At 68.1% G+C, this 13,246-nt stretch carries 16 protein-coding genes and 2 pseudogenes; 9 read left to right on the top strand and 9 right to left on the bottom strand.

The window, feature by feature from the left end:
- From A5622_RS06050 to A5622_RS06035, 4 genes are all read right to left on the bottom strand, one after another.
- A partial coding sequence (locus A5622_RS06050; protein ID WP_156752863.1) for a DUF222 domain-containing protein occupies positions 1-551 on the bottom strand: 551 nt, incomplete at its 3' end.
- A gap of 192 nt (positions 552-743) precedes the next feature.
- On the bottom strand, positions 744-980 hold the full coding sequence (locus tag A5622_RS06045; protein ID WP_066877302.1) for a hypothetical protein: 237 nt from the start codon (positions 978-980) through the stop codon (positions 744-746).
- A gap of 51 nt (positions 981-1,031) precedes the next feature.
- Complete coding sequence (locus tag A5622_RS06040) at positions 1,032-1,652, bottom strand: TetR/AcrR family transcriptional regulator (RefSeq protein WP_066877304.1); 621 nt, start codon at positions 1,650-1,652, stop codon at positions 1,032-1,034.
- Positions 1,653-1,660: 8 nt separating this feature from the next.
- Complete coding sequence (locus A5622_RS06035) at positions 1,661-2,431, bottom strand: SDR family NAD(P)-dependent oxidoreductase (RefSeq protein WP_066877301.1); 771 nt, start codon at positions 2,429-2,431, stop codon at positions 1,661-1,663.
- Between the two features lie 64 nt (positions 2,432-2,495).
- Between A5622_RS06035 and A5622_RS06030 the strand changes: the two genes are divergently transcribed.
- The 4 genes from A5622_RS06030 to A5622_RS06015 are packed head-to-tail and all read left to right on the top strand — an operon-like array spanning position 2,496 to position 6,682.
- Positions 2,496-3,740 carry an alkyl sulfatase dimerization domain-containing protein gene (locus tag A5622_RS06030; protein ID WP_066877299.1) on the top strand — a complete coding sequence of 415 codons (1,245 nt, stop codon included), beginning with the start codon at positions 2,496-2,498 and terminating at the stop codon, positions 3,738-3,740.
- Complete coding sequence (locus tag A5622_RS06025; RefSeq protein WP_066877296.1) at positions 3,737-4,486, top strand: SDR family NAD(P)-dependent oxidoreductase; 750 nt, start codon at positions 3,737-3,739, stop codon at positions 4,484-4,486. The genes A5622_RS06030 and A5622_RS06025 overlap by 4 nt, the downstream gene beginning before the upstream one ends.
- Positions 4,487-4,490: 4 nt before the next feature.
- Positions 4,491-5,675, top strand: coding sequence for a sulfotransferase (locus tag A5622_RS06020; RefSeq protein WP_066877295.1), 1,185 nt, complete (start codon positions 4,491-4,493; stop codon positions 5,673-5,675).
- Positions 5,672-6,682: a zinc-binding dehydrogenase gene (locus tag A5622_RS06015; protein WP_066877294.1), complete on the top strand. Its 1,011-nt coding sequence runs from the start codon at positions 5,672-5,674 to the stop codon at positions 6,680-6,682. The genes A5622_RS06020 and A5622_RS06015 overlap by 4 nt, the downstream gene beginning before the upstream one ends.
- On the opposite strand, the pseudogene A5622_RS27890 reads toward A5622_RS06015, so the two are convergent.
- Positions 6,669-7,155, bottom strand: a pseudogene (locus A5622_RS27890) (YbaK/EbsC family protein). The gene A5622_RS06015 and the pseudogene A5622_RS27890 sit on opposite strands and share 14 nt — an antisense overlap.
- Positions 7,156-7,173: 18 nt before the next feature.
- Positions 7,174-8,022, bottom strand: coding sequence for an NAD(P)-dependent oxidoreductase (locus A5622_RS06010; protein WP_066867909.1), 849 nt, complete (start codon positions 8,020-8,022; stop codon positions 7,174-7,176).
- 311 nt (positions 8,023-8,333) lie between these two features.
- On the opposite strand from A5622_RS06010, the gene A5622_RS06005 reads away from it, so the two are divergent.
- Both A5622_RS06005 and rsrA read left to right on the top strand, forming a co-directional pair.
- Complete coding sequence (locus A5622_RS06005; RefSeq protein WP_066867911.1) at positions 8,334-8,996, top strand: sigma-70 family RNA polymerase sigma factor; 663 nt, start codon at positions 8,334-8,336, stop codon at positions 8,994-8,996.
- Complete coding sequence (gene rsrA, locus A5622_RS06000) at positions 8,993-9,307, top strand: mycothiol system anti-sigma-R factor (protein WP_066867915.1); 315 nt, start codon at positions 8,993-8,995, stop codon at positions 9,305-9,307. Before A5622_RS06005 ends, rsrA begins: the two co-directional genes overlap by 4 nt.
- A gap of 7 nt (positions 9,308-9,314) precedes the next feature.
- Here the strand turns inward: rsrA and A5622_RS30685 are convergent, their stop codons facing one another.
- Positions 9,315-9,389 (bottom strand): 50S ribosomal protein bL37, encoded by a 75-nt coding sequence (locus A5622_RS30685; RefSeq protein ID WP_011728008.1) that lies wholly within the window; start codon positions 9,387-9,389, stop codon positions 9,315-9,317.
- 238 nt (positions 9,390-9,627) lie between these two features.
- Here A5622_RS30685 and A5622_RS05995 point away from each other — a divergent pair, with 238 nt between their 5' ends.
- Together A5622_RS05995 and A5622_RS05990 are read left to right on the top strand one after the other, a co-directional pair.
- A complete protein-coding gene (locus A5622_RS05995; protein WP_066867974.1) occupies positions 9,628-9,843 on the top strand; it encodes a biotin/lipoyl-binding carrier protein in 216 nt (71 codons plus the stop codon).
- A gap of 50 nt (positions 9,844-9,893) precedes the next feature.
- Entirely contained in the window at positions 9,894-11,393 is a 1,500-nt protein-coding gene (locus A5622_RS05990; protein ID WP_066867918.1) for a sensor histidine kinase, read from the top strand.
- Between the two features lie 72 nt (positions 11,394-11,465).
- Here A5622_RS05990 and whiB1 read toward each other — a convergent pair whose 3' ends face one another.
- Both whiB1 and A5622_RS05980 read right to left on the bottom strand, forming a co-directional pair.
- Complete coding sequence (gene whiB1, locus A5622_RS05985) at positions 11,466-11,720, bottom strand: transcriptional regulator WhiB1 (RefSeq protein ID WP_003874607.1); 255 nt, start codon at positions 11,718-11,720, stop codon at positions 11,466-11,468.
- Positions 11,721-12,003: 283 nt separating this feature from the next.
- Positions 12,004-12,969 (bottom strand): diacylglycerol kinase family protein, encoded by a 966-nt coding sequence (locus tag A5622_RS05980; RefSeq protein ID WP_066867921.1) that lies wholly within the window; start codon positions 12,967-12,969, stop codon positions 12,004-12,006.
- A 75-nt stretch (positions 12,970-13,044) separates the two neighbouring features.
- Between A5622_RS05980 and A5622_RS05975 the strand changes: the two are divergent.
- Positions 13,045-13,246: pseudogene (locus A5622_RS05975) on the top strand (hypothetical protein); the annotation flags it as partial.

Here is a 13,246-nt window from a genome sequence, read left to right as displayed (position 1 = left end):
TAGGTGCCGTCGGGGTTGAGGCAGTCGGCCAGGGTGCGGGCCAGCCCGGCGAGTTGTTCGGGGCGAAACCGGCTGCCCTCGGCGGCCAGCCGCGCTTCGGCCCGCTCGCGGGTGGGCATGTCGATCCAGCCGGGCAGCTGGTGGTAGAACTTGCGGATCACCGCCACCTGACCCGCACCCAGGGCGCCGTCGCGTTGTCCGGCGGCGGTGGCGGGCAGCATCGGGCCCAGCGGTTCGCCGGTCAGGCCGTGGCGTGGGCCCAAATCGCGTGCCTCGTTGAGGCGGCGGGCGGCTTCGGCGCGGCTGATCAGGGTCGCCTCGGCGATGGTCTGGACTGCTGTGGCGCCGAGTTCGACCGAGGGTGCTTGGCGGGCCAGGGAATTGATCACGGGGTGCTCGACGGCTGGGATGCGCCGGCGCTGCTTTTCGCAGCGCGCCAACACCGCCAACTGCTGCCGGGGCTTCAGCGCATCGAGGTTCAGCGCGCAGACCCGATCCCAGGCGGCATCGAGCGCATCGAACGCCGCCTCGACATCCTGCTCATCACTCACACCGCCAAACTAGCGGCACCCACCGACAAAAATCGGCGCCCAGAGACTACTGAAACCACAGTGGCACAAGGGATTTCGATATGCGTTTCCCGTATCCGAAATGTTGTCCGCATCAGGCCGCAGCGCCCCGACGACGCGCCCAGGGTACCGGACCATTAGAGGCGATGGGCCCGATAAACCGACGGCGCCGAATCAGTTGCTGAGCACCAACTTCCAGTTGCCGTTGACGTTACGGTCCGGAATGCACCAGAAGTTGTTCCAGTTGCCCGGGGTCGTGGCCTTCACGCCCGGCCCGGCGTCCTGACACGCCTCCCGCGTGGGGTAGTTCCCCTCCGTCTGGATCGTGTCGGCGCCGCTGACGCCCACACCGATCGTCAGCAGCCCGGCCATCGCCAGCAGAGTCGCGGCGGCAAAACGCTTGATGTCCATCGGGCAACGGTATGCGGAATCGACGGGCCGGGGAGTGGTTTTTGCCGGAACTCAACTTCGCTGGGCCGCGAGCGCCACCGCGGTGGCCACGGCCTCCAGCAACCGGCCGAGTTGCTCGGCGTCCCCGACGTTGCGGTCGCCGGCGGCCAGCCGGGTGAAGACACCGGCGATGAACGTGGTGACGGCGGTGGTCTGCGCGTCCAGCAGCGCCGGGTCGCGGGTGTCGGGCCGCAGGTGCGCGATGGCGTCACGGGCCATGCCGTTGATCCGCGCGACGAACACCTGCGACGTCTCGGCCAGACCGGGATCGCGGGCGGCCCCGAGCAGCAGTTCGTGGCGCGCCCTGTTGAGCATCAACCCGTCCCCGCTGGCCTGAATCATGGTGAGCCGCGCCAAATGAGCGAACGGCGACAGCGGATCGACCGGCTCGTCGATCACCGACTGCAGGTTCGCCACATCGATCTCCGCGACGCGCTTGCCGACGCCGCGCAGCAGGGCGGCGCGGGTGCGGTAGTAGTACGACGTGGTGCCCTCGGGGACGCCGGCGACGCGGTCCACCTGACCGTGCGTCAGCCCGCGCGAGCCGTGCTCGGCCAGCACCCGGATGGCGGCATCGCACAGGTCGCGACGGCGTGCGTCGCCGTTGCGTCTGCGCGATCTGTCGGTGGCCATCTCCATCCTCAGCGCAGCACCGTGCCGCCGTCGATGTTGACGACCTGACCGTTGATCCATTCACCCTCGTCGGACAGCAGGAACGCGACCAACGCGGCGACGTCGCCCGGCTCGCCGACGCGGGGGCCGCGGATGCGCTTGAGTGCGGCGGCCTGTAGGTCCGGCCATTGCGGCACCGCACGGATGGTCTCGGTTGCCGTGAACCCGGGCGCGACCGCGTTGCACCGGATGTTGTCCTTGCCCCACCGCGACGCGACGTGGCGGGTGAGCGCGCCGATCCCGGCCTTCGCGGTGGCATAGGCCGGGCGCGCGGGCTCGCCCTGGAACGCCGCCGCCGAGGACATGTTGACGATCGCCCCGCCGCCGCGCTTGAGCATTTCCGGGATCGCGCATTTCATGGCCGCCACATACCCGCGCAGGCTCACCGCCATCACCCGGTCCCACACGGCGAAGTCGATGTCGACGACGTCGGTGTCGGCGCGGATGGTGCCCATGTCGGCGCCCACGTTGAACAGCAGATCCACTCCGCCGTAAGTCGTTGCCGCGGAATCGATCAGGCCGGCGACCGACGCCGGGTCGGCCAGGTCGAACGCCACGGAGGTCGCCGCCCCGCCGGCGGCGGCGATGCGCGCGGCCGTGCGCTGCGCGGCGTCGACGGCGACGTCACCGATCACCACCCGGCAACCCTCCTCGCCCAGCCGGGCGGCCGTGGCCGCACCGAGGCCGGTGGCACCGCCGACGACGACGGCCACCTTGTCGGCCAGCCCGCGCAATGCCATGAGCGCCTCCTTCCCGAGACGAGGTTATTGACTTTACCTCTAGAACTGTAGAGGATCGCCAGTCATGGCAGGGATTCATCGCGAGCGCCCCGGGGCGAGCGACCTTTCGGCGGCGACGGACACCCCCGCGCAGGCCCTGGGCGACGGCGTCTGGATGTCGCCGGGCGTCTCCAATTCGTATGCGGTGGCCACCGACGACGGACGGGTCATCGTCAACGGCGGGCTGGTCTTCGAAGGACCGTTGCACCGCAACGCCTTTGCCGACGTGGCCGGCCCGACCCGGGCGATCGTCGTCACCCAGGGCCACGCCGACCACTGGGGCGGGGTGAACACGCTGCGCGACGCGGACACCCAAGTGGTGATGCATCGCAACTACCGGTACTGGCGCGACGACAACACGCTGCTGATGGGTTACCGCATGCCCAAGACGTCGTTCGCCTTCGGAAAGTTCTCCGACGCGGTGCTCGAGCACTTCAAGACCATCGACCCCGCCACCATCGACTTCTCGTTTCCCGAGCCGACCACCACCTTCGACCAGCGTCACACCCTCACGGTCGGCGGGCGCACGTTCGAACTGGCGTGGACGCCCGGCGGCGAGACCACCGACGCGCTGGTGGTGTGGCTGCCCGAGGATCGAATCCTGTTCACCGGCAACCTGTTCGGGCCGCTGTTCGGTCATGTGCCGAACCTGATGACCATCCGCGGCGACCGGTACCGCGACCCGATCCTCTACATCGAATCGCTGAACACCGTGCTGGACTACGGGCCGCGGCGGCTGATCACCGGCCACTTCGACCCCATCGAGGGCGCCGATCGCATCGCCGAGGAGGTCACCGCGATGCGGGACGGGATGCAGGCCGTGCACGACCGCACCGCCGAGCTGATGAACTCCGGCGCCGACATTCACACCGCGATGCGCGAGGTCAAGGTCCCCGAGCACCTCGACATCGGCGAAGGCTACGGCAAGACCTCTTGGAACGTGCGGGCGATCTGGGAGATGTACACCGGATGGTTCCGGCACCGCTCGACCACCGAACTATACGGCGTGCCAGCGGATTCGGTGGCCGCCGACGTGGTCAGCGCCGCCGGCGCCGACGTGCTCGTGGACGCGGCGCGGGCTCACCTGACCGCCGGACGGCCGGTGCAGGCCATCCACCTCACCGACCTGATCCTGGCCGCCCAGCCGCTGCATGCCGGTGCGCGGGCGGCTGCCGCCGACGCCCACGAGGCGCTGCTGGCCGGCACCGACAACTTCTGGGAAAAGGCCTGGCTCACCAAGTCGATCAACGAATTGAGGACGACCGAATGAACACCGTCAACTTCGATTTCACCGGCGCCCACGTGCTGGTGACCGGTGGCACCAGTGGCATCGGCAACGCGATCGCCGCCGCGTTCGCCGACGCCGGGGCCGCCGTCACCGTGACCGGGACCCGCGGGTCGGCCGCGGAGTATCCCGAGACGGAGCTGAGCGCATTCACCTACCGTCAGTGCCAGATCCAGGATCCGAAATCCGTTGACGCGCTCGCTGATTCGCTGGGCGACCTGGACATCCTGGTCAACAACGCGGGCGGCCCCTATCCCGCGGGCGACGAATACGATCCGGACGGGTACGTCGCGTCGGTGACGCAGAACATGTTGGGCCCGATGCGGCTGACCATGCGCTGTCATGAGCGCCTCAAGTCCAGCCAGGCCCCCGGCGGCGCGAGCGTCGTCAGCGTCGTCTCGATGTCCGCGTTCCGCTCGGCGGTCTTCGTTCCGGGCTACGCCTCGTCGAAGATGGGCCTGATCGCCCTGACGATGAACCTGTCGCGCCGATGGGCCAATGACGGCATCCGGGTCAACGCCATCGCGCCCGGGCTCATCGACACCCGAATGACCCACCCCGCCATGGGGATTCCCGAGGTGATGGACGTCGAGATCGGCTTCCACACCCCGCTGGGCAGGCCCGGCACGCCCCAGGACTGCGCGGGTGCGGCGCTGTTCTTGTGTACCGATGCCGCCTCCTACATCACCGGCAGCACCATCGCCGTCGACGGCGGATACCTGACGGTCTAGAGCCATGAGCGACTTCGACAACCTCGCGACCGCCGACGACGTCTTCAAGCTGGCGGCGGGGCGCACCGGCCTCACCGAAATCGACTCGGACTCATGGCGCGCGGGACTGCAGCTCATCCTCGACGAGGTCAACACCTCGCCGGTGTTCACCCCGTTCGGGCGCGAACGGGTGCTCGACGACGCCACCAACGCGCTGGGGCGGCGCATGCAGGTGCACGGCTACATCCAGGCGCACCCCGAAGTGCTGGACGCGCCCGTCGAGCGGCCCCTGATCGTGCTCGGCATGCCCCGCACCGGAACCACGGTCATCAGCTACCTGCTCGACCAGGACCCGGCCCGGCGATCGCTGTTGCACTGGCAGTGCGTGGATCCCATACCACCCGCCGGCGTCGACACGCTGCGCACCGATCCGCGCTGCCTGGCCCTGCTGGAGGAGCAGCGCAAGATCCTCGAACTGGTGACACAGGCGAAAATGCCGCTGCCGCACTGGGAAGACGCCGACGGCCCGACCGAGGACATGTTCATCCACAACCAGGATTTCAAGGGCCTGTCCTGGGACTCGTTCCTGCCGACGGGCCGCTACGCGCGCTGGCTGTTCGACGAGGCCGACATGAGCAGCACCTACGAATACCAGAAGCGCTACCTGCAGGTGCTGCAGTCCACCGCGCCGGGCAACTGGAGCCTGAAGATGCCGTCGCACTCGGTGCACATCGAGGCGCTGCTGAAGGTGTTTCCCGACGCCCGGCTGATCTGGGCGCACCGCGATCCGTACAAGGCGACCGGGTCGCTGTGCAACCTGTGGCGGTTGCCGCAGAGCCTGGTGATGAACACCGAGCTGCTGGACCAGACCGAGATGGGCCGGCTCGCGATGTGGCAGATGCGCTACCACGTCGACCGCCCGCTGCGGGCGCGCGACCGCATCGGCGACGAGCGGTTCTTCCACATGTACTACCACGAGATGATGCGCGACCCGATGGACGTGATGCGGCGCATCTACGAGTGGGCCGATGAACCCCTGACCGCCGAAACCGAAGCCCGCATGCGCAATTGGCTCGCCGCGCACCCGCAGGATCGATTCGCGCTCAACGCCTATCGCCTCGATGACTACGGGTTGAGCGTCGAAGCGCTGGCGCCGGTCTTCGCCGAGTATCTCGACACCTTCGACATCGAGCTGGAGGGCACACCGTGAAAGCATCCGTGGTCACCGGACCGGGCAAAGCGGAGGTCCTCGACACCGAACGGCCCACCGTCGGGCCCCGCGACGTCCTGGTGCGGATGCGCGCCTGCGGCATCTGCGGTTCGGACGCGTTCTACATCACCATCGGCGGCATCCCGCCGCGCCAGGGGCACACCCCGCTCGGGCACGAGCCGGCCGGTGAGGTCGTCGAGGTCGGTGCGCAGGTGAGTGGGCTTACCGTCGGCGATCACGTCGTCATCAACCCGATGGCCGCGCCCAGCGGCATCATCGGCAACGGCGGGGCCAGCGGGGCACTCGCCGACTACCTGTTGATCGAAAACGCGGTTCGCGGAACGAGTCTCGAGGTGATCCCGGATCACATCCCGTGGGAGGTGGCCGCGCTCAACGAACCCATGGCCGTCGCGCGCCACGGCGCCAACCGCTGCCGGCCCAAACCGACGGACAAGGTCGTCGTGTTCGGGGCCGGGCCCATCGGGCTGGGCGCCGTGCTTGCCTTCAAATCCCTTGGCGTCTACCACGTCGTCGTTGTGGACCTGATCCCCGGGCGGCTGGACAAGGCGCTGCGGATCGGCGCCGACGCCGTCATCAACTCGGCCGACGAGGACGTGGTGGCGCGCCTGATCGAACTGCACGGCGAGGGCGAATCGATGTTTCCAGGCAAGGCCGGGACCGACATCTACCTCGACGCCGCCGGTGTGCCCGCCGTCGTCAACACCGCGCTGGCCGCCGCACAGCGGGGCGCGACGCTGGGAATCGTTGGCGTGCACAAGGAACCGGTACCCGTCGAGTTCGTCAACGTGATGAGCAACGAGATCACCATCCTCGGCTCCATGGGCTACCCCGACGAGATCTTCGAGGTGACCAAGGATCTCGTCGCGAACTGGGAGAAATACGCGCTGATCGTCAGCCACACCATCCCGTTCGACAACGTCGGCGAGGCGCTCGAACTGGCGCACACCCCGGGGGCCGCGGACAAGGTCGTCGTCACGTTCGGCTGATGTCGGCGGTGACCGCGCCGGTGAGGGCGGATCAGGTCCTGCGGCGCCACCGCGACCTCCCAGCCCCGACGGCCGGCACTGCAGAACAGCCGCTCCCAGCGCAGCGCGCTGGAGTCCACGACCGTCGGCAGCCGCCGGCGCTGGCCGAACGGCGAGACCGCACCGACGACGTAACCGGTGCTCCGCTCGGCGACCGCAGCCTCGGCCATGGCCGCCTTGGCGACCCCCAGCGCCGCGGCGGCCGCCTTCAGCGACAGGCGCGCGGTCGCGGGCACGATCGCGACCGCCAATCCGTTCGGCACCGTGATGACGAGGGTCTTGTAGATCTGACCCGGTTCGATGCCGGCCGCCGCGGTGAGCGCTTCGACCGCCTCGGCACCGAACGACTGCGCCCGCGGATCGTGATCGAAGGTCAGAACCTGGTGCGCCACACCGGCTTTCACCAAAGCGGCGATGCCCGGTGTGGCGGCCACCGTAATGCCTCAGGGCTGCTAGGGGCCGGTGTATCCCGGCGGGTTGACGCCATCCACCCAGAAGTCGACGCCCAGCTTCGAGCCAGGGATGCAGTCGTAGACCGAAAGGTCGGTGACGCCGGAATCCACCAGCACGTCCTCGCACAACAGCATGTTGCCGGTGAACTCCTTGGACGGCTTGTTGAGGACGACGTAGGCCGCGTCGGAGTAGATCTCGGGCTTGCGGGCGCGTCCCATCGCCTCGTCGCCGCCCAGCAGGTTCTGCACCGCGGCGGTGGCCACCAGCGTGCGCGGCCACAGCGTGTTCGAGGCGATGCCCTCCTCGCGCATCTCCTGCGCGATGCCCAACGCGCACAGCGTCATACCGAACTTGGCCATCATGTACGCCGTCGGCTTCAGCCACTCCTGGCCCAGCAGCACCGGCGGCGACAGCGTCAGGATGTGCGGGTTCTCCCGGCCTTTCAGGTGAGGGATACACGCCTGGGAAACGGCGTAGGTGCCGCGCACCTGGATGCCGTTCATCAGGTCGAACCGCTTCATCGGCACCTCGGTGATGGATCCCAGGTTGATCGCCGACGCATTGTTGACGCAGATGTCGATGCCGCCGAACTGCTCGACGGTCTTGGCCACGGCCGCCTCCACCGACTCCGGGTCGCGGACGTCCCCGACGATCGGCAGGGCCTGTCCGCCGGCTTCCTCGAGCTCCTTGGCCGCGGTGAACACCGTTCCCGGCAGCTTCGGGTGCGGCTCGGCGGTCTTGGCGATCAGCGCGATGTTGGCACCGTCCTGTGCCGCACGCTTGGCGATGGCCAGGCCGATACCGCGGCTGGCGCCGGAGATGAACATGGTCTTGCCGTTCAGGGACATGGCGTCACACTAACGCCACGCCCGAATCGGCCGGATCGGGGTCCGATCGGCTCGGCCGGCACCGCCACCGGCCCGATCGCGCTGCGGAAATAGCGGGGTCGCGCACGCTGTTGATCCAATCGGTCTCACATGCGGTGCAGCGGACCCGGACGGACGGTGTCGGGGTCAGCCTTTAGATTGGGAGGAGCAGCGTGGTGTCAACGGCGACGAGCCTGTTAGGCGAGGAGCTGTTGGCTGGCTTCCTTGCGAGTCCGGTGGCGCCTTCGGTGGCCTCCGGTGACACCGCCGCAGAAGGGACCGGGTTTATCGACATGGCCGACTCTGACGATGGCCGCGATGGCGTGACGGGGCCCGAGATTCCCGAGCCCCCAGCGCACGAAGAGACGGACGCGGAATTAACGGCGCGATTCGAACGCGACGCGATTCCCCTGCTCGACCAGCTGTACGGCGGCGCGTTGCGCATGACGCGCAATCCCGCCGACGCCGAGGACCTGCTGCAAGAGACCATGGTGAAGGCCTATGCGGGCTTCCGCTCGTTTCGGGCCGGCACCAATCTCAAGGCGTGGCTGTACCGGATCTTGACCAACACCTATATCAACAGCTACCGCAAGAAGCAGCGCCAGCCCGCGGAGTATCCGACCGAGGAGATCACCGACTGGCAGCTGGCCTCCAACGCCGAGCACTCGTCGACCGGGCTGCGCTCGGCCGAGGTCGAGGCCCTCGAGGCGCTGCCTGACTCGGAGATCAAAGAGGCGCTGGCGGCATTGCCGGAGGAATTCCGGATGGCGGTCTATTACGCCGACGTCGAAGGTTTCCCGTACAAGGAAATCGCCGAGATCATGGATACGCCCATTGGAACGGTAATGTCACGGCTGCACCGCGGCCGACGGCAGCTGCGCGGCCTATTGGCCGACGTCGCCAAGGAGCGGGGCTTCAACCGCGGTCAGCAGACGCACGAGGAGGTGTCGTCATGAGCGAGTTCTCCGGCCAGGGCGGTGCTTCGCCCGACGCCTGCCCCAACGACGAGTCCCATGGCAGCGTCGGCTGCGCGGAGGTGATCCGCCAGGTCTGGCTGCTGCTCGACGGTGAATGCGGCCCGGACACCCGCGAGCAGTTACGCAAGCACCTCGAGGCGTGCCCCGGCTGCTTCAAGCACTACGGGCTCGAAGAGCGGATCAAGGCGTTGATCGCCACCAAGTGCAGGGGCGAGAAGGCCCCCGAGGGATTGCGTGAGCGGTTACGGCTCGAGATCCGCCGCACCACGATCATCCGGGGTTCGCAGTAGCGTCCATTTAGGCGTTGGGCCGCTTGCCGTGGTTGGCCTTGCTGTGCTTGCGGTCGCGCTTCTTCCGGCCACGTTTGGCCATGATGGAAAACCTCCGTGATTGCTTGTCAAACCAGGCGCCCGGCGCCCGTTGGCTTGTCGACCATTCTCTCATGGAACGTCCTGTGCAGTGTCTTCGCCCTCGTCGGGGCCTGTCGGGGGGCCGTGTGCCGCGGTCCCGACGGGTCCTGTGGTTCGATGTATCCGAGCCTGATGGGCCCGAGAGAACCGTGATGAACCAGCAGCCAGCCTGCGCGAAGGCCGAGACGAGTGGGGTGAAGATGGCGGAGGATGTGCGCGCCGAGATCGTGGCCAGCGTGCTCGAAGTCGTTGTCAACGAGGGTGACCAGATCGGCAAAGGCGACGTCGTGGTGCTGCTGGAGTCGATGAAGATGGAGATCCCCGTCCTGGCCGAGGTCGGCGGCACTGTCAGCAAGGTCAGCGTGTCGGTGGGCGACGTCATTCAGGCGGGCGACCTCATCGCGGTCATCAGCTAGCCGTCCGGCCCCTTCGATCAGCCGCCGGGGAACGACCCGGGGAGTAAGCAATGTCAACTCTCGGTGATCTGCTCGCCGAACACACGATGCTGCCGGGCAACGCGGTGGACCATCTGCACGCCGTGGTCGGGGAGTGGCAGCTGCTGGCCGATTTGTCCTTCGCCGACTACCTGATGTGGGTGCGGCGCGACGATGGCGTGCTGGTGTGTGTGGCGCAGTGCCGACCGAACACCGCACCCACGGCGCTACTGACGGATGCGGTGGGCACCGCCGTGGCCTCCGACCGGCTGGCGCTGGTGGCCGAGACCTTCGCGTCGGGCACCGCGAAGCGGAATGACGCTGCGGGACAGGAAGATTCGTGGCTGCCGGGCACCCATGTCGAGGCGTCGCCGGTGCGCTACGGCGGCAAGGTGGTGGCGGTGCTGACCCACCATCAGACCGCGCTGGCCGCCGACCGTGCGTCGGGTCAGCTGGAGATCGCCTACCGCGAGTGCGCGACCGATCTGGTCCACATGCTCGCCGAGGGGACCTTCCCCGATGTCGGGGACGTGGTGATGTCGCGCTCGACCCCGCGGGCCGGCGACGGCTTCATCCGCCTCGACGTGCACGGCGTCGTTGCCTACGCCAGCCCCAACGCGCTGTCGGCGTATCACCGAATGGGCCTGACCACCGAGCTGGAGGGGCACAACCTCATCGAGGTCACCCGCCCGCTGATCTCCGACCCGTTCGAGGCGCAGGAGGTGGCCGAGCACGTGCGCGATCTGGTCGCCGGCGGGCGCAGCATGCGCATGGAGGTCGACGCCGGGGGAGCCACCGTGCTGCTGCGCACGCTGCCGTTGATGGTCGACGGGGCCAGCGCCGGCGCGGCGGTGCTGATCCGCGACGTCACCGAGGTCAAGCGCCGCGACCGGGCCCTGATCTCCAAGGACGCCACCATCCGGGAAATCCACCACCGGGTGAAGAACAACCTGCAGACCGTGGCGGCGCTGTTGCGTCTGCAGGCCCGCCGGACGGTCAACGCCGAGGGGCGCGAGGCCCTGATCGAGTCGGTGCGCCGGGTGTCGTCCATCGCCTTGGTGCACGACGCGCTGTCGATGTCGGTGGACGAGCAGGTCAACCTCGACGAGGTGATCGACCGGATCCTGCCGATCATGAACGACGTTGCCTCCGTGGACCGGCCGATCCGCATCAACCGGGTCGGCGACCTGGGCGTGCTGGACTCCGACCGGGCCACCGCGCTGATCATGGTGATCACCGAACTCGTGCAGAACGCGATAGAACACGCCTTCGACCCGGCGGTCGAGGAGGGCTCGGTGACGATCCGCGCCGAGCGCTCGGCGCGCTGGCTCGACGTGGTGGTGCACGACGACGGTCGCGGGCTGCCGGAGGGATTCAGCCTGGAGACCTCCGACAGCCTGGGGCTGCAGATCGTGCGAACCCTGGTGTCGGCCGAGCTGGACGGCACCCTGGGCATGCGTCAGGCGCCCGCCCGTGGCACCGATGTGGTGCTGCGCGTGCCGATCGGCCGGCGCACCCGTTTGCTGTTGTAGGCGCGCGGCGCACCCGCACGCAAAGGTGCGGCCCCGACTTTCGTCGAGGCCGCACGGTTTGCGTTATCTGGGTTAAACCCCGCTGCGGGCCTTGGTCCGGGCGTTGCGACGCTTCAGTGCGCGCCGCTCGTCTTCGCTCATGCCGCCCCAGACGCCCGAGTCCTGGCCCGTGTTCAGGGCCCAACCGAGGCACTCTGTGGTCACCGGGCACCGATTACAGACCAGTTTCGCGTCAGCGATCTGCGCGAGCGCCGGGCCGCTGTTCCCTACCGGGAAGAACAGCTCCGGGTCTTCGTCACGACAGACCGCCTTGTGGCGCCAATCCATACGTCTTTACTCCTCACTGAGTGCGCAGCAAGGCGCACGGCCATTTTCTTCGGCTGTTTAACGCGTGCAGAAGAAAAGGAGTCCGGACTCCTGCGTAAATTTCTGCATGCAACCTTTTGATCGTTTCACAGGCTCAACAGATGTCAATAGTGTGAGTTCGCTCGTGGGCTATCTCACTTTGATCAACTCGTAGCCAAGCCCTTACTCCGTTGTACTACACTCCATGGGCCACTTGACCGGTAATTTTCCCCACACCCGGGTCGCTGCATCGCATTACCGCAGCTCAGTGCCGTTTCTGTTGCGGAGGGGCGACCACGGCCAGCGCGTCCGGGACGGCTTTGAACGTCATGGTTTCGCGCACGCCGAGGTAATCGCCGTCGAACTGGCACGCGACCGCGCCCCCGGTCGAGGTAACTCGCACGCTCGGCAGGTCGTCCTCGGTGATGAGGTGCTTGAAGTTGAATGCGGGCCGTTTGGCGAACATCTGCCGCACGATTCGCAGGGTCGGGATCGGCTTCATGGTGGTAGGGGCGAACACCCCCAGGCCCGACTCGAAGCTGCAGCCGGGGTTGGTCCACACCGGCCGTTCGTTGGCGAACGTCCACGGGCTCGAGTTCGACACGAAGGCGAAGCTCACCCCGGTGATGGGTTCGCGGCCGGGAAGTTCGAGCGTCAGCATCGGGTCGCGGCGGGTGTAGGCCCAGACGGCGGGCACCGCGGCGCGGATGTAGCGCCATGCCGAAACTTTGCCGCCCTTGTTCCGCTCGGCCTCGACCGCGGCCACCACCTCGGCGTCGACGCCCATGCCGGTGTTGAACACCGCCCAGCGCTCGCCGCAGTCGATCAGGCCGATCCGCCGCCAGATGGCGCGCCGCTGGTAGTCGTCGAGCAGCTGGATCAGCTGGTTGGTGGCCGCGACCGGATCCGTGGAGATGCCCAGGGACCGCGCCAGCACATTGGCCGACCCGCCGGGAACCACGGCGACCGCGGGCACCGGTCCGCCGGGCAGCGGCCCGGGCGGGCCCAGCAGGCCGTTGACCACCCCGCTCACGGTGCCGTCGCCGCCGTGCACGACCACCAGGTCGGCACCGTCGGCCACGGCCTTCTGCGCGAGTTCGGTGCCGTGACCCCGATGGTTGGTGTGCTCGACGCTGAGCTGCAGGCGGCTTTTCAGCGCGTGGGCCAGCAGATCGCGCGCGGCCGGAGTGGTGGAAGTTGCTGTGGGATTGACGATCAGCACGGCCCGCATGAAGCACGAGCTTAGGCGGGCCGCCTAAGGCCACGCTGTGGGGGAACGGGCGGCCGCCCTGACTACGCTGACGCTGTGACGCCGCCAGCCACCCCGACCGCCGTTCGCCGCGCGGGCCTGATCGTTGTGCTGCAGGGGGTTGCGGCGCTGATCGTGGCGGTGGTGTTGGTGGTTCGCGGGATCGCCGGAGCCGATCAGCAGGTGGTCAACGGCCTGGCGACGGCGGGCTGGTTCGTCCTGGTCGGTGCCGCCGTGATCGCCGCGGGGCGCGCGCTGA

The organism is Mycobacterium sp. 1245801.1 (assembly GCF_001673055.1).
GTDB classification, from domain to species: Bacteria; Actinomycetota; Actinomycetes; order Mycobacteriales; family Mycobacteriaceae; genus Mycobacterium; species Mycobacterium europaeum_A.
Note: the sequence above shows the minus strand (reverse complement) of the source record. Positions and strands in the feature narration are given on the sequence as shown.

What these genes read in the sequence shown, in the direction of transcription:
- A5622_RS06025 (WP_066877296.1), top strand. Translation starts at nt 3,737, where the DNA reads ATGAACACCGTCAACTTCGATTTCACCGGCGCCCACGTGCTGGTGACC.
- A5622_RS06005 (WP_066867911.1), top strand. Translation starts at nt 8,334, where the DNA reads ATGGCCGACTCTGACGATGGCCGCGATGGCGTGACGGGGCCCGAGATT.
- A5622_RS06030 (WP_066877299.1), top strand. Translation starts at nt 2,496, where the DNA reads ATGGCAGGGATTCATCGCGAGCGCCCCGGGGCGAGCGACCTTTCGGCG.
- A5622_RS05995 (WP_066867974.1), top strand. Translation starts at nt 9,628, where the DNA reads ATGGCGGAGGATGTGCGCGCCGAGATCGTGGCCAGCGTGCTCGAAGTC.
- A5622_RS06040 (WP_066877304.1), bottom strand. Translation starts at nt 1,652, where the DNA reads ATGGCCACCGACAGATCGCGCAGACGCAACGGCGACGCACGCCGTCGC.
- A5622_RS06035 (WP_066877301.1), bottom strand. Translation starts at nt 2,431, where the DNA reads ATGGCATTGCGCGGGCTGGCCGACAAGGTGGCCGTCGTCGTCGGCGGT.
- A5622_RS05990 (WP_066867918.1), top strand. Translation starts at nt 9,894, where the DNA reads ATGTCAACTCTCGGTGATCTGCTCGCCGAACACACGATGCTGCCGGGC.
- A5622_RS06045 (WP_066877302.1), bottom strand. Translation starts at nt 980, where the DNA reads ATGGACATCAAGCGTTTTGCCGCCGCGACTCTGCTGGCGATGGCCGGG.
- A5622_RS06010 (WP_066867909.1), bottom strand. Translation starts at nt 8,022, where the DNA reads ATGTCCCTGAACGGCAAGACCATGTTCATCTCCGGCGCCAGCCGCGGT.
- A5622_RS06020 (WP_066877295.1), top strand. Translation starts at nt 4,491, where the DNA reads ATGAGCGACTTCGACAACCTCGCGACCGCCGACGACGTCTTCAAGCTG.
- whiB1 (WP_003874607.1), bottom strand. Translation starts at nt 11,720, where the DNA reads ATGGATTGGCGCCACAAGGCGGTCTGTCGTGACGAAGACCCGGAGCTG.
- A5622_RS05980 (WP_066867921.1), bottom strand. Translation starts at nt 12,969, where the DNA reads ATGCGGGCCGTGCTGATCGTCAATCCCACAGCAACTTCCACCACTCCG.
- rsrA (WP_066867915.1), top strand. Translation starts at nt 8,993, where the DNA reads ATGAGCGAGTTCTCCGGCCAGGGCGGTGCTTCGCCCGACGCCTGCCCC.